Below are 24,968 nucleotides of genomic sequence, written 5' to 3'. Positions count from 1 at the left end.
GGCTCTGGTTTGGCTTGGTTAAAGATTGTGTTGGTTGTATTTGTTGTCGCGCTCATGCCGGCGCAGGCCCTTGCCAACATCGGAACAGTTATCAGCGCCAAACAAGGCGCTCAGATCATTCGCGCCGGAAACGCGCAGCCTGTCATTTCAGGAATGGATGTGGTGTCGGGCGATACGATTTCTACAGATCACAGCGGTTTGGTTCAGATCGTTTTTGTGGATGAAACCAAAATTGCAGTTGGCCCCAATGCGCATATGGTGTTGGACGTGACCATGCTGCGCGGCAACCGAAAGGCCAAAAGCTTTGCCGTGCAAGCACTTGGTGGCAGCTTTCGATTCATTTCCGGCAAGAGCAGAAAAAGAGCCTATTCGATCAAGACCCCGACTGCGACAATGGCAGTTCGTGGCACAACCTTCGACATGTGGGTCGTATCACAAACCCAAAGCGCAATGCTTGTCCTGCACGGGACGGTTCAAATGTGCAGTGCACAAGGGTCATGCAGGTCCACAGGCCGCGTATGCAGCATGTATGCCACCAGTGGAGGCGGATCAGTCGGGCGGCCTGCTGATCAGGCGCAGTATGACCAGGCGCTAAAATCTGGTTTCCCATTTGTTCAGTCGCAGGAAAGCCTGCTGCCTCCTTTGCAGGTACGGGTTGAGGGGTGTTCTGGCGAAGGCGCGCCCGTGCAACAGGCCAAAGTCGACAGGGCCGACATTCGCAGAACTGCGCCCCAGCCGCGCCCAGTCAGCGTCGCAGCGCCGCCAACCCCCCCGTCAAACCCAGAGCCAGAAGTAGAACCAGAACCGGAGCCGGAAGAACCAGAACCAGAACCGGAAGAGCCTGAACCGGAACCCGAAGAACCTGATCGAGAGGACCCAGGTCAGGAAGATCCAGAGCAGCAAGAATCAAATAGTGAGCTGTTCCGGTAGCGTTGTCGAAAAAGCGGAAATGGACTCACTTGTCCGGAGAACGACGTGAGCGACGAAAAGCGAAAAACTAGGACAGGGAAATGGGCGTTCCGCCTTGTCGGATTGTGTCTGATCCTGGTGGGTTGTTTCATCCGGGTCATGGATCCCTATCCGGTGCGAATGACCCGTCTGATCTATTTCGACGTTCTGCAAAGGTCATCTCCGCGAGAGTTCAATCCTGACCTCCCCATACGGGTTGTAGATATTGACGAGGCCTCTCTGGCCAATTGGGGGCAATGGCCCTGGCCCCGAACACTGGTGGCGCAGATGGTTCAAAATCTGGGTGAATATGGCGCTGCGGCCATCGCATTTGATATGTTGTTCGCTGAGCCTGACCGGTTTTCCCCCTCACGGCTTTTGAACGATCCGTCTTTGGCAGGGGTTCTCACAGTGGAACGCCACGCTCGGAAGCTCGACAATGATGTCTTGCTTGGGATGGAAATCGCTTATTGGCCGGTCGTTCTTGGGACTGCCGCACGTTTGTCTGCTGAAGGAAATCCTATCTCTGCGAAAGCAGGTATCATTGAGTTCGGGGAAAATCCCGCCGCGGGTCTAATCTCAGTTCCTCATTGGACGCCAATTGCGTCTCCGTTGGACCGGACTGCGGCAGGTATTGGTGGGGTCAACGTCTCGCCCATCGGCGGAACCGGTATCATGCGCCGCGTGCCGGTTCTTTGGCGCGGGCCAGATGGGCTGTTGCCGGGTCTATCGATTGAAGCTCTGAGAGTTGCCTTGGGCGAGACCAATATCATGGCCGAAGGTGCGCAGGACGAAACAGGCATCATGTTGGCGGTTGAGGTCGGGGGATACCGGATACCAACGACAGAAAACGGCGAGATTTGGCTGAGATACCGGCGTGATGCGCCCGAGCTGTATATCTCGGCCAACGATATCCTCAAAGGTTCGGATGATGCGGACGTTCGGGCGGAAGTTGAGGGGCGGATCATCCTGGTCGGAACGTCGGCCGCCGGCTTATTCGATATGCATCAGACGGCGCTTGGGGAAAGCGTTCCCGGTGTTTCAATTCATGCCCAGGTTCTGGAACAGGTGTTGACCAACGAAATGCTAAGTCGCTCGGACGTGACCGCAGCGCAGGAAATGCTTGCCTTCGCCTTTCTCGGGCTTGTCGTGATTGCCGTCATGTCCAGTTTCGGTGCGGTTGCATCTTTCATTGCAGGCGGTGTCGCCGCTGCCGCCGTTCTGACAATCAGTTGGCTGGTTTTTCAAAACCAGTCGGTTTTGTTCGACGCCACATTTCCGCTTATCGGTGGCATGGCCAATTTCGGGCTTCTGGCAGGGTATCTTTTCTTGTCCACCGAACGGGAAAAGCGCAAAATCCGGAAAGTCTTCTCTCATTACGTCGCCCCGGAAATCCTTGATGAGATGGAAGCCACCGGGCATCAGCTGCAATTGGGAGGCGAGACGCAGGATATCACAGTGATGTTTTCCGACATCCGGGGTTTCACACCTCTGTCTGAATCCGCATCTGCCACCGAGCTAGTCTCACTGCTGAATGCGCTTTTTTCCAGTATCGGCGATCAGATACTGGCTGAACGAGGAACCATCGACAAGTTTATCGGCGACGCTGTTATGGCGTTCTGGAACGCGCCTTTGCCTGTCGCTGACCACCCGTGCCGGGCTTCATTAGCCGCGCTGAAAATGCGGCGCGCTTTGGCAGAGTTCAATGCATCCGACATCATGCAAAACCGCCCCCCTATCGCGCTGGCAACGGGACTTGCCACAGGGCAGGCCTGCGTCGGCAACATCGGCTCGCAGAAACGGTTCAACTACACGGTTATCGGTGACGTCGTGAATGTCTCAGCACGGATCGAACAATGCTGTCGAACAGTCGACTATGACATCGTCGTTTCCAACGGCGTCCATGAAATCACGCATGGGGATCTGGCCATGTTAGAGGCCGGGCATGTTGATCTGAAAGGCAAAGCCAACCCGGAACCCGTCTTTGTTTTGGTGGGCGATCAGGCCCTGTTGCAAACAGCGGCATTCCAGGATCTCAGGGCTGCACATGCAGAGCTGATTTTGGCGATCACCAATCGACACCCGAACAGCCTGGTCAAGACCTTGTGCCAACAGTGCGAAGAACTGGCTGAAGACATCGAGCCCGGCTTGCGTCAGTTCTACAGGGTGCTGCCCGGTCGTGCCGCTGACTTCCGGTCGAACCTACCATCCGGGCAATTCATGTTCACACGCCACAATCTTGGTTAACCAGCCACGTTTTCCGGCGTTTGCCCTCTTTGGGTCACGCTCACACCGGAACAAACTGATGCAGAACGGGTCGAAAACTGCCGTTACTGTAGTCTCTGCCCGTCATTTCCGAAGTAATATGCACGGTTGGGATCAAACCCGAATTGTACATCGTCACCCGGAGCAATTGCATGCTGGCCAAACAAACGAACTGTAATTGGCACGTTACTGGTTTGCAGAATGACATTGGTATCACCGCCCAACTGCTCAACATGCGAAACGGTGCCGGCGATCGGTCCGCCGCTTTCCAGGCGGATGTCCTCCGGGCGCAACCCCAGTTCGCGCGCATCGCCCGGGGTCAGGTTGTCCGCAGGCAGAAAATTCATGGACGGTGAACCAAGAAAGCCCGCGACAAAGCGGTTTGCCGGGTTGTTGTACAGCTCCATCGGGCTGCCGACCTGTTCCACCCGTCCGTCGCGCAGCACCACAATCTTGTCGGCCAGTGTCATCGCTTCTGTCTGATCGTGCGTGACATAAATCATCGAGGCCGAGAGTTGCCTGTGCAGATTTGCGATCTCGATCCGGGTGTTCATGCGCAAAGCAGCATCAAGATTGGAGAGCGGTTCGTCGAACAGGAACAGCTTGGGTTGGCGCACGATGGCGCGACCGATGGCAACACGCTGGCGCTGCCCCCCCGACAGTTCGGATGGGTAGCGGTCAAGATAGGGCTCCAACCCCAGCATCCGGCTCGCCTCCGCGACCCGCTCGTCGATCACGGCTTTCGGCTGGCGTTCCTGTTTCAGGGCAAGGGTCAGGTTGCCGCGTACATTCAGGTGCGGATAAAGCGCGTAACTCTGGAACACCATGGCGATGCCACGTTTCGAGGGCGGGGTCAGATTGACCTGCTCGCCAGCAATTCTGATCTCACCCGATGTCGCGTCTTCAAGCCCTGCAATAACGCGCAGAAGAGTGGACTTACCGCATCCGGAGGGACCGACAAAAACCACAAACTCGCCGTCCTCAACCTCAAGATTGATGTCCTTCAGGACCTCTACATTGCCAAAGGATTTGTGAATGTTTTTCAGTGAAAGGGCGGTCATTGGCGGGTCTCCTCAAGAGAAACGGGTTGGCCAGTGCGGATGCTCTGATCAGCGGCCAGGCAGATGGCAAGGGATTGTACGGCGTCGGACATATGGCGGGTCAGGTCGATATCCTCGGCGATGGCGCGCAGCATATAGGCTTGTTCAGCATCGCACAGTTCCTGATGGCCGGGCTCATCAGGCATGTCGATAATCCTGTCGCCCTGCGGCGTGTGAACCAGAAGGCCACCAACCTTGGTGTGACCATCGATGTCCGCTGACGCGCCCTTGTTTCCGTCGGTAATCGAAACAGACCCGTTGGGCGACACGATGTCCTTCACGAAAAACGCGGTTTCGGACATCATCGGACCCCAACCAGCCTCGTACCACCCGACCGAACCGTCGTCGAACACGACCTGAAACTGGCCGTAATTGTACATGTCAGGCGCGATTTCATCCGACAGGCGCAGACCCATGCCATGAACGCGAAGGGGGTTTGCGTCGGTGATCTGGCACATCACATCGACATAGTGCACACCGCAATCCACGATGGGCGACGTGGTCTGCATCAGGGCCTTGTGCGTCTCCCACTCAGAGCCCGAGGATTGTTGATTCAGGTTCAGACGGAACACATAGGGGCCACCCAGAGTGCGAGCCTCGGCGATCAGACGCATCCAGGATGGGTGGTGGCGCAGGATATAGCCCACCACCAGCTTACGGTTTAGCCGCGTTGCTGTTTCGACCACACGCTGCGCATCGGCAACGTTGGTGGCGAGCGGTTTTTCGACAAACACATGCGCACCCGCCTCCATCGCGGCGCAGGCGTAATCCGCGTGACTGTCCGAGTAGGTCGCAATCACAACCAGATCGGGTTTGGTTTCGGTCAGAGCGGCCTCAAAACTTGAATACACCGGATAGCGCGTCAGATCAGGGTGATCTACGCGGCCGGATCGGTTCACCAACCCGACAATCTGCGCGTCCGGGTGATGGAGATGTGCCAACGCATGGCTCAGCCCCATGTTCCCAAGGCCTGCGATCAGGACGCGGGTCATTTCACCGCTCCTGACGTGATGCCGCGAATGAGCTGTCGCGAGAAGATCACATAGAGGATCAGCACCGGCAGGATCGCCATTGAAAGGGCTGACAGGACCGCGTTCCAGTCTGTCACAAACTGACCGATGAAGACCTGGCTTCCCAGCGTCAGTGTCTTGGTCTCTTCCGCGGGGGCCAAGATCAGCGGAAACCACAGATCGTTCCAGATCGGGATCATGTTGAATACGGCAACCGTTGCCATTGCCGGACGCACCAGCGGCAACACAAGCCGAAAGAAGATTGTGTATTCACTAAGGCCGTCAATGCGGCCCGCATTCTTGAGGTCGTCACTCACCTGTTTCATGAACTCACTGAGGATGAACACCGCCAAGGGCAGGCCCTGCGCCGTATAGACAAGGATCAGCGCCCACAGGGTGTTCACCAGCCCGGTCGCCACCATCATTTCCAGGATGGCCACAGTGCCGATGCGGATCGGGATCATGATTCCAAGCGCCAGGTACAGACCCATAAGCATGTTGCCCTTGAACCTGTATTCACTCAGCGCATAAGCCGCCATTGCGCCAAACAGCAGGACCAAAGTCAGGGATGCAACGGTCACAATCAGAGAGTTTTGGAAATAAAGGAAGAAATCCCCCTGTTTCATCACTGTCTGATACCCGATCATCGAAAAACTGTCGGCATCGGGCAGCGCCAGCGGTTCGCGAAAGATCGCCTTGCGGGTCTTGAAGCTGTTGATCAGGATCACGAAAACCGGAAACAGTGCGATCAGCGTATAGAAGATCAGTGCACCATGCATCGCGAAGGTGTTTAGCGGGTTGGAGCGGGCCTTGTTCATGTCATCTGCTCCTTACAGCTGGTACCGGCGCATCCGGGTCTGGATGCCGAAAAGGTAGACACAGACACCCAGCAGGATGATTGCAAACATCGCACCAGCGATGGCCGAACCCATATGCGGATCACCCAATTGCAGCTGGAAGCCAAAGAATGTGCGGTACATGAAAGTGCCAAGAATATCGGTCGAGAAGTCAGGCCCCGCCAAGGCACCCTGTGCAGCATAGATCAGATCGAAGGCGTTAAAATTTCCGACAAATGTCAGGATTGAGATGATCCCGATCGAAGGCAAGATAAGCGGCAGCTTGATCTTCCAGAAGGCACTTGTGCCGGTGATGCCATCCACTTCCCCGGCTTCCAGGATTTCCTCAGGGATCGATAGCAAAGCCGCGTAGATCAGCATCATAGGGATACCGACAAACTGCCAGACCGAAATCAGCGCCAGAGTGGTCAAAGCGTATTCCTCCTTTCCCAACCACGGGGCAAAGAGGGATTTCAACCCAACCGCATCCAGCATCGAAGGAGCGATGCCCCAGATGGGCGACAAGATCAGTTTCCATGCAAATCCAACGATCACAAAGCTCAGGATTGTCGGAATGAAGATCGCCGACCGATAGAGAACTGCAAATCGCAGGCGCGGATGGCTGAGCAGCGCTGCCAGCGCGATGCCGATGGGGTTCTGCACCAGCATGTGAATCAGAAAGAACCAGAAATTGTTGCCCAGCGCATTCCAGAACTGTTCCGACCAGATCGGATCGAAAAACAGCGTTTGAAAGTTCTGCAGTCCAACAAAAACGCGGCTCTGGTCGACCTCAGAGTAAAGGGCCAAACGGAGCGTGTTGAACAGGGGAAAGATCATCACCGCTGTGTATACAAGCACGGCTGGTGCCAGAAACACGACGATATGCCAGCGGATGCGGGGGCGGGTCATGGGAACGCTTTCGATGGAATGCTTGGCGTACCCGGGCAACTCATGCTGCCCGGGTATGGTTCAGCTTACTGATGTGGTGCGTACCACGAGGCGAGGCCCGCCTGTAGTTCTGCACCCAGCTCTTCAGGCGACTTGGCACCTTTGATCGCGGCAACGGATGCGCCCCAGGTCTCGTTCTCGAGGTTTGGTGTGCCGCGCGACAGGATTTGATAAGTCGAGCGGATGGTCGATTCACATTCTTCACGCCAACCGACGATTTCCTTGGCCAGCGGGTCCTGCAACTCGACCGGAGTGCTCGACAGCGGGAAGAAGCCGGGCAGAGCGTTGCCGAAGATTTCAGCAAACTCGGGGCTTGCGACCCAGGTCAGGAATGTTTCAGCGGCTTCAGGATTCTTTGTGGCCGCGTTCATGCCGATGCCGATATCCGTATGGTCCGAGATATAGCAGGTGTCACCTGCATTCTGAACCGGCGGCTTGAAAGCACCCATCTCGAAATCGGCTTGTGCGTTGAAGCCGGAAATCTCCCATGATCCCGCAGGATAGATGGCTGCGCGGCCCAAAGTGAAGATGTTCTGGCTGTCGGGATAGGTCTGTGCTTCGTACCCGTCACCCAGATACGCACCCCAGCGGGCCAGCGTTGCGTACGGGGCTGTCCAGGCTTCATCCGTCAGCTTCTGTTCGCCTGCGATCAACGCCTGACGACCTTCTTCACCCTTCCAGTAGTTCGGCCCGATGTTATTGTAACCCATCGTGGCAGCTTCCCATTGGTCGTTGGTACCCATCGCCATTGGGATGTAAGTGCCGTCTTCTTTGATCTTGTCCAAAGCGGCAAAGAACTCGTCTTCTGTGGTCGGCACTTCGAGGCCCAACTCGGCAAAAGCGTCCTTGTTGTAGATGAAGCCGTGAATAACCGATGCCATCGGCACGCAGAAGCTGGCCGAACCGTCATCCGTCTGCCAGGCAGACTTTGCAACGTCCGAGAAGTTGTTCATCGCCTCGACCGAGGACAGATCGGTCAGGTGACCGGCCTCATAAAGCGCCAGCGAAGCATCGAAGGGGCGGCAGGTAATCAGGTCACCGGCAGACCCCGCATCAAGTTTCGAGTTCAAAACCGCGTTGTATTCTGCCGGGGCAGACGGCGTGAACTGGACTTTGATGCCAGGATGTTTTGCTTCAAAGGCCGGGATGATCTGGTCCTGCCACAGTGTCAGGTCATCGTTACGCCAGCTTTCGATAGTCAGCGTGACGTCCTCGGCATAGGCGGCAGAGGCTAACAGCGTCCCACCAAGCAAGGCCAGTTTCAGGCTATTACGTTTCATTGTACTCTCCCATTTGGTTTGCAGTTATTTATCAGGTGTCAGTGCCGCGCTCAGAACTCCGCCCGTTTCTTTCAGGCGCACATTGGCTGCCGCCAGTGAAACGCCGCGAGCGGCGATGAGAATGGCGGATTTGGTGTCTCCTTGCGCTTCAGCCAAGGCGTTTTGGGCGGTGCCTGCATCAACTCCGGCGATCCGGGCGACGATGCCGGTCGCACGCGCCCGCAGCTTTGCGTTGTCTGCTCGCAGGTTGACCATCATGCCCTCGTGAACATGACCCAACTTGATTGCCATAAGGCTGGACAGCATGTTCAGCGCGATTTTCTGGGCTGTACCGGCGCCCATTCGGGTTGAGCCTGAAATCAGTTCAGGCGGGGTGGCAAGCAGAATCGCGTGATCGCATTGCGCCAACAGCGGGCTGCCCGGGTTGTTGGCTATCCCGATCGTGCTGGCACCCGCAGCACGCGCAAGTCGCGCGGCCTCAAGTGTATAGGGGGTGGTGCCACTGGCAGAGACAGCAATGACCGTGTCGCTGCGCATAAGCCCGGCCAGCCCTTCGACCAGCCCGTCGGTGTCATCCTCGGTTCCACCGGGCATATGCGCGGATTGCGGCAACCCTCCGGCCATCAGGATATGGACTTGGTTTTCGTCGATGCCGAAAGTACCGCCCAGTTCCATTGCATCAGCCGCAGCCATCAGCCCCGAAGACCCCGCCGCCGCGTAATACAATGAACCACCTGATGCCAGACTGCGGGCCATGGCGTCGGCACCGTCGCAAATCGCACGCAGGGCACCCTGTGGGGCACCGGCCGCTTCCTGCTGACCCCTGGACAGGGCCAGCGCCGCCTCTTCCAGCGGTCGGTTGCCCAAATCGTATGCGTCTGGGTGGAGTTGTTCGGTGATGTGTGGCAGCACGTGTTTCTCCTCGTTGCCAGAAAGCATACCTATACAATACCATTTGTCCACCAATTTTTTTTCAGCCGCTATTGGCCTTATAATTCAACGTATTTTCGATCTTTCCGCCCTTATTGGATTTACTTTGGCATTTACAGTTCAACATAGGCATTATATAGGTATCATCATGCTTAGGCCGAAAAACAACCCTATCATCGCAGCAGACGGCGGCGGAACGAACTGTCGGATCGCCTATGACGATGGCCAGCAGCGACTGGTGGTCGAGGTTGGCCCCGCCAACGTCGCCAGCGATTATGCCGGCGCGATTGTACGGCTGAAAGACGGCCTGAAGATGCTTGCGACCAAGCTCAGTGTTCAGCCCGAGACCCTGAAGCCGATACCGGCGTATTTTGGGCTTGCGGGAGTTACAGGTGATCAGATCGCCCAGCGGGTGGCGGCGGATTTGCCGTTGGACAGTATACTGGTCGAGGATGATCGCCACCCTGCGCTGGCGGGCGCGCATCAAGCAACCGACGGTGCAATCGCCCATTGCGGAACGGGTTCGTTTCTGGCCCTGCAATCGCAAGCCGGCCGACGCTTTGCCGGTGGCTGGGGCTCTGTGCTGGGGGATGAGGCCTCTGCTCAGTGGATTGGGCGCAGAGCGCTTTCGGTGACGCTGGATGCATGGGACGGGCTGGTGCCAAAATCCAACCTGACTGAGGGCTTGCTGAACGCATTTGGCAGTACAAGCGGTATTGTCGCTTTCGCGGCCGCGGCACGACCACATGAATTCGGCCAGATCGCGCGACAGGTGACAGCGGCGGCGAGGTCAGGAGATGAGCGGGCGGTTTCGCTTATGCACGAAGGTGCTGCGCATCTTTTGCAAGCACTGGAAGCAATGGGCTGGACCCCGGCCATGCCATTATGCCTGACCGGGGGTATTGGCCCTCACTATGAGGCGTATCTGCCGGATCGTGCGCGTGGCGCAGTAACAGAGCCCAAAGGTGCGCCTATCGACGGGGCCATCGCGTTGGCCCGGGCTTTCCAAGTGGAGCATTCGGCATGAACGCAGCATCTTTTCTGGCTTCTGACGACTGGCTCGAGAACGGTGGCGGGCCGCGCTATGTCCGGCTGCGCCAGCGGCTGGAAGAAGGCATCGACGCTGGAGTCCTTCCCCCGAATTCCTCATTACCGCCCGAGCGCGAGATCGCCGAGATCACCGGCCTGTCCAGGGTCACCGTGCGCAAGGCCATTCAGGAACTGGTGAAACAGGGCGCAATCGTACAGCGGCAGGGTTCCGGGTCTTTCGTACGGAACGCCGCGCCGAAATTGGAACAATCACTTTCGCATCTGACGTCTTTCAGTGAGGACATGCGCCTGCGCGGTATGGAATCAACCTCCAAGTGGTTGGAACGGGGCGTTTTTCTACCATCACCCGAGGAAACGGCGGTGCTCGGGCTGCCCGCTGACGGACAGGTGGCCCGCATTTGCCGCCTGCGAGAGGCTGGCGGGCGCCCCATGGCAGTCGAACGTGCCTCGTTGCCATTGGACATTCTGCCAAACCCGCTTGCTGTGCGCGACTCACTCTATGATCTTCTGGAAGAAAACGGCTGCCGACCTGTTCGCGCCATCCAGAAGATTTCCGCCGTAAATCTTGAGGCTGAAGATGCAGCTCTGCTTGGTGTCGCTGAAGGCGCGGCAGGGTTGAGCATCCAGCGGATTTCCCATCTGGAAGGCGGGCGCGTCGCCGAATTCACAAAATCCAACTATCGCGGCGATGCCTATGACTTTGTGGCTGAGCTGCGACTTACTCCATGATCTGCGATTCTGATGGAAAGGCTGCCCCGATGACCCCGAAAACGACCCTGATGCGTCAGGAAATCGAAGAAATTCCTGTCGCTGTTGAGCGATTACTCAGCAATGGCGGAGACGCCCTGAGCACAGCAGCGGACGTCGCCCGGAACGGTGGGCTGAAGTTCATGATTTCGGCGGCGCGTGGCTCTTCAGACCACGCCTGCACCTTTCTGAAATACGCAAGTGAATTGCTTCTTGGCTTGCCGATGGCATCCGTCGGCCCATCGGTCGCGTCAGTGTATGGCGCTGACCTGCATGTGGCCGGGGCGCTTTGCCTTTCTGTTTCACAATCAGGAAAAAGCCCGGATATCGTGCAACTTACGCAAAGTGCCCGAAAGGCCGGGGCCAGCACCGTAGCAATCACAAATGACCCATCTTCCCCCCTTGCACTGGCGGCTGAGGCGGCTTTGCCGCTGCACGCAGGCCCCGAGCTTAGTGTAGCGGCGACAAAAACCTTCGTGACCTCGCTGGTTGCCGGGCTTTGGCTGCTGGCGGAACTGAAAGACGACAAAGATCTTCTGGCTGCGCTGCGTGGCCTGCCCAGGCACCTTGATGCCGCGACTCGGTGTGACTGGAGCAGGGCGGCGGCGGCTGTCACCCAAAGCTCGCTGTATACGCTTGGTCGCGGACCAAGCGTGGCGATCTCGAACGAGGCCGCGCTGAAATTCAAGGAAACCTGCCAGATCCATGCCGAAAGTTATTCCTCGGCCGAGGTGCTGCATGGCCCTGTCTCGATCGTGGAAGGCGGATTTCCGGTTATTGCCTTTGCCGCCAATGATCCCGCAGAGCCGCTGTTGGCCGAGGTTGCCGACACGCTCGCGGCCAAAGGGGCACAGGTATTTGCCACCAGCCCAATGGTCACAAAGGCCGAGGTGCTGCCTCATGTCCGCACGGATCATTGGCTAACGGACCCGGTGGCAGCTATCGTGTCCTTTTATTCAATGGTCGAGCAGGTCGCAGTACAGCGCGGGATCAACCCGGATGCGCCACGTCACCTGCGAAAAGTGACGGAAACGGTATGAGCGTCCAGGCGACCATCTACCACGGCGGGCTTGTTTATGACGGCACCAAACTGCACGACGGTGCCGCGCTGCGGCTGGAGGCTGGCCGCATCACTGACATAGGCGTTGACGTGAAGACAGACGCTGGCAAGCTTGTCGATCTGCAAGGCGACATACTGGCCCCCGGCTATGTTGACCTGCAAGTGAATGGCGGCGGCGGAGTGATGTTCAACGCCGCCCCGTCTGTCGAAACGCTTGCGCGTATTGCCGAGGCGCACCGGACGCTTGGGGCAACCTCGATCCTTCCCACCCTGATCACGGATACCGCAGCCAAGACCCGCGCCGCCATCGAAGCGGTCAAGGCCGCGATTTCTGCGGGTGTTCCGGGGATCGCTGGCCTGCATCTGGAGGGACCACATCTTTCGGTAGCTCGGAAAGGTGCCCATGATGCAGACCTGATTCGCCCAATGGATGACGAGGACCTGACAACGCTTGTCGCGGCTGCACAAGCGCTACCCGCATTGATGCTGACGGTTGCGCCTGAAAACGTATCAATTGCGCAGGTAAAAGCGCTGGTCTCGGCCGGTGCCGTTGTATCGCTGGGCCACAGTGATGCGGATTTTGATACCTGCCTGTCTTATGCCGAGGCCGGTGCGTCCTGCGTCACGCATCTGTTCAATGCCATGAGTCAACTGGGCAATCGATCTCCGGGGCTTGTCGGGGCGGTTCTGGCCTCGGGTCGATTAAACGCCGGACTGATCGCTGACGGCATTCACGTTCACCCCGAAGCCATGCGCACAGCCTGGGTCGCCAAGCGGGGCCCGAGCCGGATATTTCTGGTCAGCGATGCGATGGCACCGGCTGGCACGGACCAGCGCATGTTCGAACTGGAAGGCCGCCGCATTTCCCGCAAAGACGGGCGTTTGACACTGTCTGATGGTACTTTGGCGGGGGCTGATCTGGACTTGACCACAGCGCTGCGTGTCCTGACCACGCAAGCAGAAGTGCCGCTGGAAGACGCATTGGCCGCCGCAACTCGCATACCCGCCGAAGTGATGGGATTAACCGACGCGGGTCGGCTGGCCATAGGAGAGCAATGCCCGCTGATCCGTATTGCCAGAGATCTGAGCAATGTAGACGCGCTGGTTTGACCCAGTGCCATAAGACCTGCGCTGACAAAATCCAGAGTTTCTGCAACCATTAGTCAATTCACTGAACGGGAACGGATTTCAGGTAAGCAGCAATGGCCAATCGGTCTTCATCGCTTAGTTTCGAGGTGTTCTCGATGACTTCGACCATTTCGCCTCCGGCGCTGTCATAATCCGGTGTGAAACCGGATTTCAGATATTCAGCGATGTCAGCCTCAGACCAGTCAAGCTGGGCAGTGGTCAGACCGGGGATGCGCCCTTTGCCATTCGGATTTGGCGCTCCGGTCAGCCAAAGATCCCGCTTCAACCCTCCCAGTCCGTTTCGTGGTGTATGGCATTCTGAGCAGTGCCCCAAAGCTTCCACCAAATACCGGCCCCTGATTTGCTGATCGGTCAGATCACCTTCGACCACCCAGCCCGAGCCTGAAAACAGAAGCTTCCACAACCCCAGCCCGCGCCGGATGTTGAAAGGGAGCCCGACGTCATGCGGGATACTTGCCGCATCAGACGCAGGCAGGGTGTTCAAAAACGCATGAAGCGCCGCGACGTCCTCGACCGTCATCTTGGCATAAGACGTATAGGGGAAGGCCGGGTAATAATGCTGTCCCTTGGGGCCTGTTCCATGTTTCAGGGCATTGGCCAGATCTAGCGCAGACCATGATCCAATTCCGGCGTCTGGATCACTGGAAATGTTTGGAGCTACAAACGTACCGAAATCCGTTTCAAACCGGCGCCCGCCAGCAAGAACAAGCTTTCCTTCCTCGCGGGGATCCGGGGCCGAGTGGCATGAGGCGCATCCAGCAGAATAGAAGACAGACGCCCCTCTGGTCACGTCGGGGGTCAGACCGGCCACCTGTGCCGGATCAACTCTTTGCGGCCGGGTTAGCAGCAAACCGGCCAACCCAACCATAAGCATGACTAGAACGGCGAAAAGTAGAATGCGCCGCACTGATCGATACTCCTTTAATTTTCTGGTGCTCTGTAAGCTTTGTGACAGGCCGAGCAGGCTCCGCCAAGTTGGCCCATCGCCCCTTTCAGGGCTTCAACATCCTGACCTGCCGCAGCCTGCATCGCAACAGCGGCATCGGCCAGTGCCTGCCCTTTAGCGCCGACATCTGCAAAGTTCTCCCAAATAGCGGGCAAGGCGCGGGTGGACGGGTCTGACACATTATCCGAACCGGCTGGCCACATCGCGGATTGGTCGATCTGCGACACGACGACGATATTATTTGCGGCACGCGTAGCCGCTTCGGCATCATATTCTGCCTCTCCCTTGGCCATGGCGCCCAGCGTGCCAAGGTTGAAAGCGTAAAGCTGCATAATCGAAGTCCGCGCTTTTACAGCCGGGTTTTCGCTATCCTGAGCAATTGCAGTTCCAACTACGGCCAAGGACAAAAGACCTGCCGCAAAGATCGAAGATTTCTTCATCATGGTGTGGCTCCCTGTTTAATGTGCCATATGATAGCTTGAACGATTTTTCTTGTAATTGTTTGTTATTCGGCCTCACCTGTTCATTTATGAACAACGACAATTGGGACAATATTCGGTATGCCCTCGCCGTCAGCAAACACGGCTCGTTGAATGCGGCGGCGACAGCCCTGGGCGTTGCACATGCAACCGTCCTGCGCAGGGTTGCCGCCTTTGAACACCGATATGGCTGCGCTGTTTTTCGGAAAGACCCGTCGGGGTATTCGGTTCTTCCTGAAGCCAGAACAATTCTGTCCGCCATGGAAAGCGTTGAAGACGCCGTACTTTCGGTCGAACGCGCCGTTGTGGGCGCAAATCGTTCGCCTGCGGGTCATGTGCGTATCGCGTCCACGGACAGCCTTTGCCAGTTTGTACTGCCACAGATACTAAACTCAATTTCCGCTCTCTACCCCAGCCTCGAACTGACGATCCTCAGCGGAAACAGCCACCATGATCTGACCAGGTTAACCGCGGATATAGTTGTCCGCCCTTCGGTTCAACTAGGTGAAGGCTTGACTGGAGAGCGCGCAGGAACTTTGCACTTTGGGGTTTATAGTGACGGTACCCATGACCAAAAATGGATGCGGCTTGATGGGGCCCTCAGCCGTTCACTCCCGGCCAAATGGTTGGCTGAACATGTTCGCGCTGATGACATGACAAACGGAGCAGACAGTTTTCTGGTGCTTCAGCAGATGGTTGCATCCGGTGTGGGGAGAGCTTTTTTACCTGCGTTTATAGGCGACGCTGATCCCCGGCTTCATAGGTTGAACGACATTGATCCCCGAATCGAGGTTCCACTTTGGGTCGCAACGCTAGAGGAAATCGCACACACGCCAAGATTTGCGGTCGTGCAACGGGCACTGGTTGAACACCTGCCGCATGCACTGGCTGGGTGACGTCACAACTAAAGTAAATTGGTGGGTCATTTGGCGTTGAAATCTCCGGCAAGTCGTGGCGGGTGCCCTGCACCCGCAACAAGACGTCCTGCGCCGCGATGCTCAGGTTTTCACCGCCGCTCCAGGTAGTCGTTTCTAAATCTGTTTCGCCAAGACGTGTCAAAGGTACTTTGGGAAGGGCCAGATATGCGACACCTTGCTGCGAACGTTCCAACGCAAGTGGTGAAAAGCCCCAGAGAGAATGTGCCGCCCGTGCCATTCATCATTTACAAATACAAACATTCATCTTATTGATTTTGTATGAGCAGAGACCCAAATTTCTCCCGGCGGACCTTCCTGTCCCAAGGCGCATGTCTGGCGGCGCTCTGCCTGCGACCCAACTTTGCGATTGCGGAAATGACAATTGGCCAATCGGCAAGGATATCAACTTTGTCAGATGGGTATCTGTCATTGCCGCCCGAAATGGTCTTTGGGGCAATGCCCGAGGCAGAGCTGACAGAACTTCTGAACCGCTATCAGGCAGATCTGACCAGCTACGAGCCCGAGTGCAACATTGTGCTCTATCGCGATGACCAGAATACCATACTGTTCGACGTCGGGGCCGGGCCAGACTTCATGCAAACCGCTGGCAAACTTCCGGAAACTCTGGACGCCGCCGGGTTGTCTCCGGATGAGGTCACGCAAGTAGTTTTCACCCATGCTCATCCGGATCACATCTGGGGTGTCCTCGACGACTTCGGAGATCCTCTCTTTCCCAACGCCAGATATCATTTTGGCCGCAAGGAATGGGATTATTGGTGGAACCCTGCAACCGTTGACACGATAGGAGCCGACCGCACGGCATTCGCGGTGGGCGCAAAGCGGCGCATGGAAGCCATCGAAGACATGGTTGCATTCTTTGATGATGGGCAGGAAATCCTTCCCGGTATCGCAGCACGCGCTAGTTTCGGGCACACGCCCGGACACATGGCCTTCGAAATTCGCAAAGGCGGTGACGCGGTGATGGTCGTGGGCGATGCGCTCGGCAATCCACACGTCGCGTTCGAGCGTCCAGACTGGCTGAGCGGTACGGATCAGGACCCCGGCGCCGCGGCAAGTGCCCGGAAATCGCTGCTGGATCAGATTTCTCATGCCCAAATGAAGATTATTGGATTCCATTTGCCAAATGGCGGAATTGGCCGTGTCGAAAAGGCCGGTTCGACCTATCGATTTATTGGAGAGCCTGCATGATGCGCGCATTGTTGATTGTCTGTACCCTGGCCACGCAAACCTGGGCCAGTGAGGATATTGCAGACCAGTACCCGCAGAGCGTTCTTTACTCGAAACCTGTCGAATTTATTCCCGGCGTCTTTTCCGCCATCGGTGCAACCGCACCCCCGACTTATGAGAATTCGGGCCACAACAATAACCTCAGCTTCATCGTGACCGGAGAGGGTGTTGTCGTCATCAACGGTGGCGCGGCCTATGTGCTTGCCGAAGCGCTTCATAAGGAGATTCAAGCGCTCACGGATCAGCCCGTGAAGCTTGTCTTCAACGAAAACGGTCAGGGGCACGCTATGCTGGGGAACGCCTACTGGTCGGAACTTGGGGTGCCCATCGTCGCTCATTCAGATGCGGCGGCTGAATTCGAAGAATATGGACCGCAAATCCTTGCAGGGATGCAGGCATATAACAAGGACAAGGCAGAAGGAACGGTTTTAACCGGTCCGACCGAAACGTTTGACGATGAATACGTCGTCGAACTCGGTGATTTTCGTATCGAAGCCAAACATCTTGGACCTGCGCACAGTCCCGGCGACATTTCGATCTGGTTGCCCAATCAAAGCCTTGTCATCGCCGGTGACATGGCATTTCACGAACGTATGCTGCCGATCTTTCAGGACACCTACACCGCAGATTGGCTTGAGACCTGGGACAATGAGTTCGAAGCACTGGAAGCCAGATATGTGATCCCCGGGCACGGTCATCCTACGAACATGGATCAGGTGCGCCGGTATACACGCGACTACCTGATCTACCTGCGCGCAAAAATACAGGAACATATGGATGCTGGCGGCGATCTGGCCGAGGCCTATTACGTCGACCAATCCCCTTACGCCCATTTGGACACGTTCGAAGAACTGGCTACAAAAAACGCCGGTCGTGTCTACGAACAGATGGAATTCGAATAAGTCAGGACCGTCGAAGAACGGGCATTCGCATCATCATCCGATGGGTGGCGACGGCCCCAACCCACATCGAGAAGACGGCAAGCCACGCAGTCAATGACAAGGCCGATCCCCCGGACAATCCGGCACCGACGGCGCAGCCACCTGCCAACATTGCACCAAACCCCATCAAGACGGCCCCGACAAGGTAACGCTCCATCGGAGTATCCGGGCCGAACTGTTCGATTTTCCATTCGCCGGAAAGAACTGCAGAAACAGCGGCGCCAATTACAACGCCCGGAACCAGACCAATGCCAAAGGACAGCGCAATGTTCCGCTCGGCCACCAGCGCCATCAATGTATCCGTTGCCGGGCCGGTGAACGTGACCGAAGACACCGGCACGACTTCGAAGGAGGCTTGTGCAATCGCAAATGTCATCAACCAGCCAAGCGCCACGGCGACACCAACTCCGGCGGCCGTGACAATCTTTGTCACTGTCACCTGCTGGCGCACTGCAAACACGACGGCCAGAACAAAGGTCCCTGCGGCAAAGACTGTGTACGCTATGGGTGAAAACCCAAGTAGTGCCGAAAGGTCGCGCGCATTGCCACCTGTGATCGTCCAAATACCGGACAGCGCCTCGCGCGCGGGGCTGAGCACACCCGTGTAAGCCGCTTGCGCGACCAACGTCAGAACCAACCCCGTCACCATTGCCCGCAGATTGCCGCATGAGGCCAGCACCAACAGGCGCGACGCGCATCCGCGCGCCAAAATCATTCCGGCGCCAAACATCAGACCGCCGATCACCGCCCCACTCAGGCTGCCTGTTGACGCAATTGAACGCGCCCCGGACAAATCCAGCCATTCAATCGAGACGAACCCCTGTACCAGCATCAACGCCGACGTGAATGCGATCAGCCAGACGGCCAGACGGGGCCCAAGTTCGCCCTCGGCGACTTCAACAGTGGATGCCCGCAAGCAGAAATGAGATTTCTGAGCGGTAACTCCGAACAGGATGCCAACAAGCAAACCGGCGACAGCCAATGTGCCCGAATCTCCCAGCAGATCGATGAGGCGTTCCATAGACAAAAACTCTCACCTCTTTACGTGTCCGTCTTTGCCTTCCGTCAAGTTCTCACTGTGCGGCCATCGGTTTGCGCGCAAGCTGGCACTGTGTCCACAACGCACCCAATGCCTCGACCAACAGGGTTACATCTTCTGACGAATGTACAGGTGACGGTGTGATCCGAAGACGTTCGGTGCCTTTCGGGACAGTGGGATAGTTTATCGGCTGGATATAAATCCCATAGTCGCGCATCAAGACATCCGAGATAAAGCGGCACTTAACCGGGTCGCCGACCATGACCGGGATTATGTGGCTTGGGTTGGGTGTGTGCGGTATGCCCAAAGCGTCCAGCCTGCCGCGAACCTCGCTTACGCGTTGCTGATGCAAACACCGTTCCGCATTGCTTTGCTTGAGGTGCCGAACGGATGCTGCGGCACCGGCGGCGACGGCCGGGGGCAATGCGGTGGTAAAGATAAACCCGCTGGCAAAGGAACGGACAAAGTCGACAAGTTCCTTTGACGCCGCGATGTATCCACCAACCACGCCGAACGCTTTGCCCAACGTGCCTTCGATGACCGTCAGGCGATCCATCAACCCTTCGCGTTCGGCAATGCCGCCACCGCGCGGGCCGTAAAGCCCTACTGCATGAACCTCGTCCAGATAGGTCATCGCGCCGTACCGATCCGCCAGATCGCAGATTTCGGCAATCGGTGCGATATCGCCATCCATCGAATACACACTTTCAAACGCGATCAGTTTTGGCGCGTTGAACGGCAGTTCCATGAGATGTCGTTCAAGGTCCTTCAAGTCGTTATGCTTCCAGACCCGCTTTGCGCAACGACTGTGGCGGATACCCTCGATCATCGACGCGTGGTTCAATTCGTCGGACAGAACCGTGATACCGGGAATTCGCGAGGCCAGAGTTCCCAATGCAGCCCAATTTGAAACATACCCGGACGTAAAAAGCAGCGCTGCTTCCTTGCCATGCAGATCTGCAAGCTCCTGCTCAAGCAGAACATGTTCATGCGTGGTCCCCGAAATATTCCGGGTCCCGCCAGCACCAGCGCCACAGCCATCAATCGCCCGGTGCATGGCTGCCAGAACCTTTGGATGCTGACCCATTCCCAGATAATCGTTCGAGCACCAGACCGTAACTTTCTCAGGTCCGTTTTCTGCATGGTTGTGTGCAGTTGGAAAGGCGCCGCAATGGCGCTCAAGCTCAGCGAAGACCCGGTAGTTTCCTTCGTTCTGCAATTGCTTCAGCTGGTCACGAAAATACTGTTGGTAGTTCATTTCAGTTTCCAACGGCTTCTTCTACGATACCGGCCAACAGGGCTTCGACTTTCTCCATCGGTCCGTCAGGATAGCTTCGGTAGCCCACTTTGACACCGCCTTCGTCCTCGGCCACGAAGATCCCGTAGGGGCAATAGCCGATATTCATCGGGTCGGCCTCCATCATCTCGCGCGAGAGCTTTGCGGAACAGAAGATAAATATCTCAGCGGCTGTGAAGATTTGCTTGTCGCTGCCGACATCCGCCCCCGTCCGATTCAGCATCTCACCAACATGGCTCACATAATCGATAACCAGCCCCTGCCCAACAATTGCTGATTCAACGGCAAAGGTTGCATCATCAAAGCTCCCATCAAAGGGAACGGCAATGACCTCCTCAGCAATAACCGGGTTTGCCAATACAACTGAAAGTGCGGCTAATGCGATAAAGTGTTTCATGATGATGTTCCTCCTCCTGAACCACATTTCTTCAGATTTCACCGCCAAGGCTTTGACACCGGTCAAAGCCTTGGCGTTTCTTAGCCGAACATGTCCGATGTGATGCCGGCATACCAACCCAGCGACTCTTGGTAGGTTGCTTTTCTCAGGTCGGAATTCTCGCCGGTCTGGCTGATAAAGCCGTCCACCTTGGCAATTTTTTCAGGCGTCGCTTCATAAGTGGCACCGACCTTGACCCCGTCATCCGTATCAATGAGAGACCAGCACGTGTTCGAGAACTTGGCCGGGAAGATCTTTGATCCGGTCAATGCGCCACGAACCGCATTGGCACAGACTTTCGCCTGGCTGTTGGCCGAAAAACCGGATTTCGGCATGTCGCCTTGCTGACTGGCATCACCAAGAACATAGATGTCAGGGTCAGCTTTCGATGACATGTTCACCGCGTTCACCGGTGCCCAGTTGCCATCGGTTACACCGGCCATTTCCGCAATACGCCCGGCTTTCATGGCCGGGATCACGTTGCAGACGTCGACCTTGGTTTCTTCACCGTCGATGGTCACCGTCATGGCATCCGGATTGACCGAGACATTGCCGCCGCCAAAATCCTCTCCGATCCAGTCGATCATGCCTTCGTAATGGTCGGCCCAACCTTCCTGGAACAAAGACATCTTGGAAAATTTGGCCTTCGGATCAGCAATGATGATTTTCGCTGTCGGATTGTTCGCCTTCAGCACATGCGCAACCATCGAAACCCGCTCATAAGGTCCGGGCGGGCAACGGTACGGGTTCGGCGGTGCGACCATCGCAAAGGTTCCACCCTCGGGCATCGCCATAACCTGCGCCTTCAACAGCTCGGTTTGAGAGCCCGCCTTATACGCATGCGGCATCTTGTTCTGTGCAGTTACATCCCACCCCTCGACCGCGCCATCGACAAAGTCGATACCCGGGCTCAGGATCAATTTGTCATAAGGAATAGATCCGCCACCCGCCAATGAGACAGTTTTGGCGTCACGATCGACACCCACGGCCCAATCGTGAACCACGTTGATACCGTATTTTGCGGCAAGCGTGCCATAGCTGTGCGCAATGTCCGAAAGCTCTTGAAACCCGCCCAGATACAGGTTCGAGAAAAAACAGGTGTAATATGTTTTGGACGGCTCGATCAGAATGACATCAATCTCACCCTTGCTGTCTTTGGCGATATAGCGCGCCGCGGTTGCGCCGCCTGCCCCGCCCCCGACCACCACGACACGGGGCTTGCCCTGCGCCAGCACCATCGGGGCCGACAGCCCGGCAGCAAGTACCCCTGCGGTTCCCAGAAATGTCCGTCTGTTGAGTGTCATCGCGTTTCCTCCCCCTTAGGCATTGTCACTGTGGGTTGTTGAAGTAAGCGGCCAATGCCGCGATCTCATCACTGCTCAGGCGGCCCGCGATCATCTGCATGACGGGATGCGGCCGCTGTTTGTCCTTGTAGGCGTGCATGGCGACAACAAAATCCTGGTCGGGCCAGTAAACGATCGAAGGAATCCCATCATCGCCACCCTCTATCTGGTGGCACGTCGTGCATTCGCTGCTCAGGTATTCGCCATATTCGGGATCGCCCTGAATCGCGAGGATTTCGGGGTTGACGGAATGGTCCGTTCCCTTTGCCGTTGGGTCGGCTTCGGGGATGTCTTGCGGGTTGTCGGAAAACACACGCAAATAGGCAATTACATTGGCCCGATCTTCCGGGTTCTCGAGCCCACGAAAGCTCATTCTGGTGCCGGATGCGAAGGCACGGGGGTTTTCAATGTAAGCCGACAATGTGTCGGCATGCCATTCCAGCCCCGAAGTACCCGCACGGATCAGGCTTTTGGAATAGGTGAACTCCGCAAGCCCGGCAGCCCGGCGGCCAAAAATACCATTCAGATGCGGACCGATCCTGTTTTCAGCGCCCGCGCCGACCTGATGACATCCTTCGCATTGGGCAAACACAAGTTTGCCAGCTGCTGCATCGCCAAGGTCCTCAGTCGCGGCGGCAGCGGTTGCCAAGATACTCGCAGCAAACATGACACCTGTTGCCCACCGCCGCCGCATGATCAGCTGCCGAACGACTTCAGGTAAACAATGACAGCGTCGATATCATCCTGTTTCTTGAGGCCGGCAAAGGACATACGTGTCCCCTTCATATAGGCTTTGGGCTTGGCCAGAAATGCAGCCATTTCTTCATCTGTCCAAACCAACCCATCCTCGGCAGCAGCTTTCATCGCCTGAGAGTACTTAAAGCCTTCGGCACCAGCCGCATTGGCACCGGCAACACCGTTCAGTGCCGGACCGGTGCGATGCTTGGCGCCGTCCCCGACCTGATGGCAGGACTTGCACTTCTTGAAAACTTTTTCGCCACTTTCGATCATCACGGGATCAAGTGCCGCTATGTCCTCAGCAGGTTCATCGACTTCGACGGATGCTTCTTCGGAAACAGCCGCCTGGTCCGGACTGTCAGCCCCGGCTTCGTCAGGCGTTACATCCAGAACGGCGGCGCGCTTGGTGATTTCCACGCCTTCTTTGCAATCCGTCATGCATGGCTCATCCGTCCAGAAATGCGCCTCGGCCGTTTCGCGGTCATCCACGATGAAACCCCCGGCATTCGGCATTTCCACTTCAAGGAAATTTTCGTGCGACAGCGTGAACTCATCATCAACGATGTCATTGGAATACAGTATATAGGCGACAATCGCGTAAACGTCGTCAGGCTCCAGCGTTTGTGCGTCTCCAAACGGCATCGAACGGTTCACATAGTCCCATACCGTCGAAAGGTGCGGCCAGTAAGAGCCCACTGTTTTCAGCGGGTCTTTATCTGCAAGCGTGCCCTCGCCGCCCGCCAGTTTCGGCCAGTTGTCCACACCTTCAGCAAAATCGCCATGACAGATCGCGCACCGTTCGGCAAAGACCTCTTCGCCGGTGAACACGTCGCCGGAACCTTCGGGCAATCCGGTTCCGTCAGGTGCAATGTCGTGGTCCCACGCCGCGATTTCTTCGGGCAACGCAGGGCGCCCAAGTCCAAGCTTGTCTGCATGGGCTGGAACCGCCACGCATAACCCAAGGGCCGAGGCGGCCAATAGCTTACGATACTTCGACATTTTCCGCCTCTCCGTTTTCCTTGATCCACCAGGTCTGGATACAATTGTTGTGGTAGATTGAGTTCTCGCCCCGCACGTCCCGCAGCTGAGCTTTGCTGGGTTGGACGTAACCGGTCGAATCCTTCGCGCGGGCCTGTAACAACATCTCTGAACCGTCCCAGTTATAGTCCAGATAAAACCGGGTCAGCGCCTTGTCTGTCCCGGAGGCCGCCAGACGTGCCGGAACCCAGTTCTTGCCACCATCCACCGACACGTCGACGCCGGTAATTGAGCCCCGCCCGGACCAGGCCAACCCGGTGATCACCAACGGCCCCGGCCCATGCGTGATCGGCGCTTGCGGGCTGGGCGATGTGACGACCGATTTGGCGTCCATGACCCATGTCCACTTGCGTGATGTTCCGTCTTCGAGAGTATCCGTATACTTGGATGTCTCTTCGCGGCTTTCGATAGCCATCTCGGTGACCTCGACCCGGCGCAACCACTTGACCCACATGTTGCCTTCCCAGCCGGGAACGACAAGACGAACGGGATATCCGTGCTCCTTGCGCAAAGCCTCACCATTGGCCTTGAACGCAACAAGTACGTCATCCATTGCCTTTTCCAGTGGGATCGAGCGACCATTCGAGGAAGCATCGGCGCCTTCTACGTAAACCCATTTGCCTTCGGGCTTTACCCCGGCCTCTTCCAGCAGAGTGCGCAGCGGAACACCGGAATATTCCATGTTGTGGATCATTCCGTGCGTGAACTGCGCGCCGTTGAGCTGCGCACCGGCCCATTCCATACCCGTATTGGCAGCGCATTCGCAGAAATAGATACGGTTTTCACGCGGGAAACGTTCCAGGTCTTCATATGTGAAAATCAGCGGAGTTTCGACCAGACCGTTGATCATCAGACGGTAGTCCGCCTTGCTCAGTTCGATCGCACCCGAATGGTGCCGCTCGAATGCGCATCCCTGCGGGGTGATCGTGCCGTCCAGCGCGTGGATCGGCGTGAAATTGATCGAACTGATTGTGTCTGCGGTCAACCACTCGACGTTGCGCCGTACGACATCACTCTCGAATTGGATTGGCAGGCCGTAGGGGGTTGCATCTACACCTTCGCCCGTTGCCTGTGCCCATTCCTGAACCTGAGTGATCAGCGGGTCAGGGCCTGCGGCGCGCGCCGCTGAGGCACCGACCGCACCTACGCCAACCGCGGCAGCACCGCTTAGAAACTGGCGACGCGATGGGGCTTTTGCCCTTGGATTCTCGCTCATTTTGTTT

24 protein-coding genes are annotated in these 24,968 nt (G+C 56.9%); 9 read left to right on the top strand and 15 right to left on the bottom strand.

All coding sequences use genetic code 11. The annotated features are described in order from the left end of the window. The first annotated feature begins 9 nt into the window (after nucleotides 1-9). Together ACR0ES_RS15745 and ACR0ES_RS15740 are read left to right on the top strand one after the other, a co-directional pair. Nucleotides 10-930 carry a FecR family protein gene (locus tag ACR0ES_RS15745; protein WP_480871261.1) on the top strand — a complete coding sequence of 307 codons (921 nt, stop codon included), beginning with the start codon at nucleotides 10-12 and terminating at the stop codon, nucleotides 928-930. Between the two features lie 45 nt (nucleotides 931-975). Next, entirely contained in the window at nucleotides 976-3,195 is a 2,220-nt protein-coding gene (locus ACR0ES_RS15740; protein WP_480871260.1) for a CHASE2 domain-containing protein, read from the top strand. A gap of 83 nt (nucleotides 3,196-3,278) precedes the next feature. On the opposite strand, the gene ACR0ES_RS15735 is transcribed toward ACR0ES_RS15740, so the two are convergent. The 6 genes from ACR0ES_RS15735 to ACR0ES_RS15710 form a co-directional block, all read right to left on the bottom strand. Further along, nucleotides 3,279-4,274: an ABC transporter ATP-binding protein gene (locus ACR0ES_RS15735; RefSeq protein WP_480483400.1), complete on the bottom strand. Its 996-nt coding sequence runs from the start codon at nucleotides 4,272-4,274 to the stop codon at nucleotides 3,279-3,281. Further along, nucleotides 4,271-5,305, bottom strand: coding sequence for a Gfo/Idh/MocA family protein (locus tag ACR0ES_RS15730; RefSeq protein ID WP_480483403.1), 1,035 nt, complete (start codon nucleotides 5,303-5,305; stop codon nucleotides 4,271-4,273). Before ACR0ES_RS15730 ends, ACR0ES_RS15735 begins: the two co-directional genes overlap by 4 nt. Beyond that, nucleotides 5,302-6,141, bottom strand: a complete 840-nt coding sequence (locus ACR0ES_RS15725) for a carbohydrate ABC transporter permease (RefSeq protein WP_267366204.1) — start codon at nucleotides 6,139-6,141, stop codon at nucleotides 5,302-5,304. The genes ACR0ES_RS15730 and ACR0ES_RS15725 overlap by 4 nt, the downstream gene beginning before the upstream one ends. A gap of 12 nt (nucleotides 6,142-6,153) precedes the next feature. Further along, nucleotides 6,154-7,068, bottom strand: a complete 915-nt coding sequence (locus tag ACR0ES_RS15720) for a carbohydrate ABC transporter permease (protein ID WP_267366203.1) — start codon at nucleotides 7,066-7,068, stop codon at nucleotides 6,154-6,156. Between the two features lie 65 nt (nucleotides 7,069-7,133). Next, nucleotides 7,134-8,387 (bottom strand): ABC transporter substrate-binding protein, encoded by a 1,254-nt coding sequence (locus ACR0ES_RS15715; RefSeq protein ID WP_267366202.1) that lies wholly within the window; start codon nucleotides 8,385-8,387, stop codon nucleotides 7,134-7,136. A gap of 24 nt (nucleotides 8,388-8,411) precedes the next feature. Then, nucleotides 8,412-9,299 (bottom strand): N-acetylmuramic acid 6-phosphate etherase, encoded by an 888-nt coding sequence (locus ACR0ES_RS15710; RefSeq protein ID WP_480483407.1) that lies wholly within the window; start codon nucleotides 9,297-9,299, stop codon nucleotides 8,412-8,414. A 166-nt stretch (nucleotides 9,300-9,465) separates the two neighbouring features. Between ACR0ES_RS15710 and ACR0ES_RS15705 the strand changes: the two genes are divergently transcribed. Genes ACR0ES_RS15705 through nagA form a run of 4 tightly spaced genes read left to right on the top strand, consistent with a single transcriptional unit; the run spans nucleotide 9,466 to nucleotide 13,284 of the window. After that, on the top strand, nucleotides 9,466-10,344 hold the full coding sequence (locus ACR0ES_RS15705; protein ID WP_480871259.1) for a glucosamine kinase nucleotide-binding domain-containing protein: 879 nt from the start codon (nucleotides 9,466-9,468) through the stop codon (nucleotides 10,342-10,344). Then, a complete protein-coding gene (locus ACR0ES_RS15700; protein WP_209507520.1) occupies nucleotides 10,341-11,096 on the top strand; it encodes a GntR family transcriptional regulator in 756 nt (251 codons plus the stop codon). The genes ACR0ES_RS15705 and ACR0ES_RS15700 overlap by 4 nt, the downstream gene beginning before the upstream one ends. Nucleotides 11,097-11,125: 29 nt before the next feature. Then, entirely contained in the window at nucleotides 11,126-12,154 is a 1,029-nt protein-coding gene (locus ACR0ES_RS15695; RefSeq protein WP_480773802.1) for an SIS domain-containing protein, read from the top strand. Continuing rightward, a complete protein-coding gene (gene nagA / locus ACR0ES_RS15690; RefSeq protein WP_480871258.1) occupies nucleotides 12,151-13,284 on the top strand; it encodes an N-acetylglucosamine-6-phosphate deacetylase in 1,134 nt (377 codons plus the stop codon). Before ACR0ES_RS15695 ends, nagA begins: the two co-directional genes overlap by 4 nt. 58 nt (nucleotides 13,285-13,342) lie before the next feature. On the opposite strand, the gene ACR0ES_RS15685 is transcribed toward nagA, so the two are convergent. Both ACR0ES_RS15685 and ACR0ES_RS15680 read right to left on the bottom strand, forming a co-directional pair. After that, a complete protein-coding gene (locus ACR0ES_RS15685) occupies nucleotides 13,343-14,230 on the bottom strand; it encodes a c-type cytochrome (protein WP_480871257.1) in 888 nt (295 codons plus the stop codon). 14 nt (nucleotides 14,231-14,244) lie between these two features. Beyond that, a complete protein-coding gene (locus ACR0ES_RS15680) occupies nucleotides 14,245-14,712 on the bottom strand; it encodes a c-type cytochrome (RefSeq protein WP_480559064.1) in 468 nt (155 codons plus the stop codon). A gap of 86 nt (nucleotides 14,713-14,798) precedes the next feature. Here ACR0ES_RS15680 and ACR0ES_RS15675 point away from each other — a divergent pair, with 86 nt between their 5' ends. From ACR0ES_RS15675 to ACR0ES_RS15665, 3 genes are all read left to right on the top strand, one after another. Beyond that, nucleotides 14,799-15,644 carry a LysR family transcriptional regulator gene (locus ACR0ES_RS15675; protein WP_480871256.1) on the top strand — a complete coding sequence of 282 codons (846 nt, stop codon included), beginning with the start codon at nucleotides 14,799-14,801 and terminating at the stop codon, nucleotides 15,642-15,644. 300 nt (nucleotides 15,645-15,944) lie between these two features. Next, a complete protein-coding gene (locus ACR0ES_RS15670; protein ID WP_480871255.1) occupies nucleotides 15,945-16,874 on the top strand; it encodes an MBL fold metallo-hydrolase in 930 nt (309 codons plus the stop codon). Further along, on the top strand, nucleotides 16,871-17,815 hold the full coding sequence (locus tag ACR0ES_RS15665) for an MBL fold metallo-hydrolase (RefSeq protein ID WP_480871254.1): 945 nt from the start codon (nucleotides 16,871-16,873) through the stop codon (nucleotides 17,813-17,815). Before ACR0ES_RS15670 ends, ACR0ES_RS15665 begins: the two co-directional genes overlap by 4 nt. Before the next feature lies 1 nt (nucleotide 17,816). Here the strand turns inward: ACR0ES_RS15665 and ACR0ES_RS15660 are convergent, their stop codons facing one another. From ACR0ES_RS15660 to soxC, 7 genes are all read right to left on the bottom strand, one after another. Further along, complete coding sequence (locus ACR0ES_RS15660) at nucleotides 17,817-18,875, bottom strand: YeeE/YedE family protein (RefSeq protein ID WP_480871253.1); 1,059 nt, start codon at nucleotides 18,873-18,875, stop codon at nucleotides 17,817-17,819. A gap of 52 nt (nucleotides 18,876-18,927) precedes the next feature. Further along, entirely contained in the window at nucleotides 18,928-20,151 is a 1,224-nt protein-coding gene (gene hemA, locus ACR0ES_RS15655; protein WP_480871252.1) for a 5-aminolevulinate synthase, read from the bottom strand. Nucleotide 20,152: 1 nt separating this feature from the next. After that, nucleotides 20,153-20,587 (bottom strand): DUF302 domain-containing protein, encoded by a 435-nt coding sequence (locus ACR0ES_RS15650; RefSeq protein WP_480871251.1) that lies wholly within the window; start codon nucleotides 20,585-20,587, stop codon nucleotides 20,153-20,155. Between the two features lie 80 nt (nucleotides 20,588-20,667). Next, complete coding sequence (locus tag ACR0ES_RS15645; RefSeq protein WP_480773811.1) at nucleotides 20,668-21,930, bottom strand: FCSD flavin-binding domain-containing protein; 1,263 nt, start codon at nucleotides 21,928-21,930, stop codon at nucleotides 20,668-20,670. Between the two features lie 25 nt (nucleotides 21,931-21,955). Continuing rightward, the gene (locus ACR0ES_RS15640; RefSeq protein WP_480773812.1) at nucleotides 21,956-22,636 is read right to left on the bottom strand and encodes a c-type cytochrome; all 681 of its coding nucleotides are present in this window, start codon (nucleotides 22,634-22,636) and stop codon (nucleotides 21,956-21,958) included. A gap of 29 nt (nucleotides 22,637-22,665) precedes the next feature. Next, nucleotides 22,666-23,706 carry a c-type cytochrome gene (locus ACR0ES_RS15635; RefSeq protein ID WP_480773813.1) on the bottom strand — a complete coding sequence of 347 codons (1,041 nt, stop codon included), beginning with the start codon at nucleotides 23,704-23,706 and terminating at the stop codon, nucleotides 22,666-22,668. Continuing rightward, nucleotides 23,690-24,961, bottom strand: a complete 1,272-nt coding sequence (gene soxC / locus ACR0ES_RS15630; RefSeq protein ID WP_480773814.1) for a sulfite dehydrogenase — start codon at nucleotides 24,959-24,961, stop codon at nucleotides 23,690-23,692. Before soxC ends, ACR0ES_RS15635 begins: the two co-directional genes overlap by 17 nt. Nucleotides 24,962-24,968: the final 7 nt, after the last annotated feature.

This window comes from Ruegeria sp. N7 (genome assembly GCF_056531345.1).
Note: the sequence above shows the minus strand (reverse complement) of the source record. Positions and strands in the feature narration are given on the sequence as shown.

Bases quoted from the DNA above. Each gene is read 5' to 3' on its own strand.
- ACR0ES_RS15725 (WP_267366204.1), bottom strand. From the start codon at position 6,141: ATGAACAAGGCCCGCTCCAACCCGCTAAACACCTTCGCGATGCATGGT.
- ACR0ES_RS15715 (WP_267366202.1), bottom strand. From the start codon at position 8,387: ATGAAACGTAATAGCCTGAAACTGGCCTTGCTTGGTGGGACGCTGTTA.
- ACR0ES_RS15675 (WP_480871256.1), top strand. From the start codon at position 14,799: ATGAACAACGACAATTGGGACAATATTCGGTATGCCCTCGCCGTCAGC.
- ACR0ES_RS15705 (WP_480871259.1), top strand. From the start codon at position 9,466: ATGCTTAGGCCGAAAAACAACCCTATCATCGCAGCAGACGGCGGCGGA.
- hemA (WP_480871252.1), bottom strand. From the start codon at position 20,151: ATGAACTACCAACAGTATTTTCGTGACCAGCTGAAGCAATTGCAGAAC.
- nagA (WP_480871258.1), top strand. From the start codon at position 12,151: ATGAGCGTCCAGGCGACCATCTACCACGGCGGGCTTGTTTATGACGGC.
- ACR0ES_RS15645 (WP_480773811.1), bottom strand. From the start codon at position 21,930: ATGACACTCAACAGACGGACATTTCTGGGAACCGCAGGGGTACTTGCT.
- ACR0ES_RS15695 (WP_480773802.1), top strand. From the start codon at position 11,126: ATGACCCCGAAAACGACCCTGATGCGTCAGGAAATCGAAGAAATTCCT.
- ACR0ES_RS15720 (WP_267366203.1), bottom strand. From the start codon at position 7,068: ATGACCCGCCCCCGCATCCGCTGGCATATCGTCGTGTTTCTGGCACCA.
- ACR0ES_RS15665 (WP_480871254.1), top strand. From the start codon at position 16,871: ATGATGCGCGCATTGTTGATTGTCTGTACCCTGGCCACGCAAACCTGG.
- ACR0ES_RS15650 (WP_480871251.1), bottom strand. From the start codon at position 20,587: ATGAAACACTTTATCGCATTAGCCGCACTTTCAGTTGTATTGGCAAAC.
- ACR0ES_RS15670 (WP_480871255.1), top strand. From the start codon at position 15,945: ATGAGCAGAGACCCAAATTTCTCCCGGCGGACCTTCCTGTCCCAAGGC.
- ACR0ES_RS15730 (WP_480483403.1), bottom strand. From the start codon at position 5,305: ATGACCCGCGTCCTGATCGCAGGCCTTGGGAACATGGGGCTGAGCCAT.
- ACR0ES_RS15680 (WP_480559064.1), bottom strand. From the start codon at position 14,712: ATGATGAAGAAATCTTCGATCTTTGCGGCAGGTCTTTTGTCCTTGGCC.
- ACR0ES_RS15735 (WP_480483400.1), bottom strand. From the start codon at position 4,274: ATGACCGCCCTTTCACTGAAAAACATTCACAAATCCTTTGGCAATGTA.
- soxC (WP_480773814.1), bottom strand. From the start codon at position 24,961: ATGAGCGAGAATCCAAGGGCAAAAGCCCCATCGCGTCGCCAGTTTCTA.
- ACR0ES_RS15660 (WP_480871253.1), bottom strand. From the start codon at position 18,875: ATGGAACGCCTCATCGATCTGCTGGGAGATTCGGGCACATTGGCTGTC.
- ACR0ES_RS15635 (WP_480773813.1), bottom strand. From the start codon at position 23,706: ATGTCGAAGTATCGTAAGCTATTGGCCGCCTCGGCCCTTGGGTTATGC.
- ACR0ES_RS15640 (WP_480773812.1), bottom strand. From the start codon at position 22,636: ATGTTTGCTGCGAGTATCTTGGCAACCGCTGCCGCCGCGACTGAGGAC.
- ACR0ES_RS15700 (WP_209507520.1), top strand. From the start codon at position 10,341: ATGAACGCAGCATCTTTTCTGGCTTCTGACGACTGGCTCGAGAACGGT.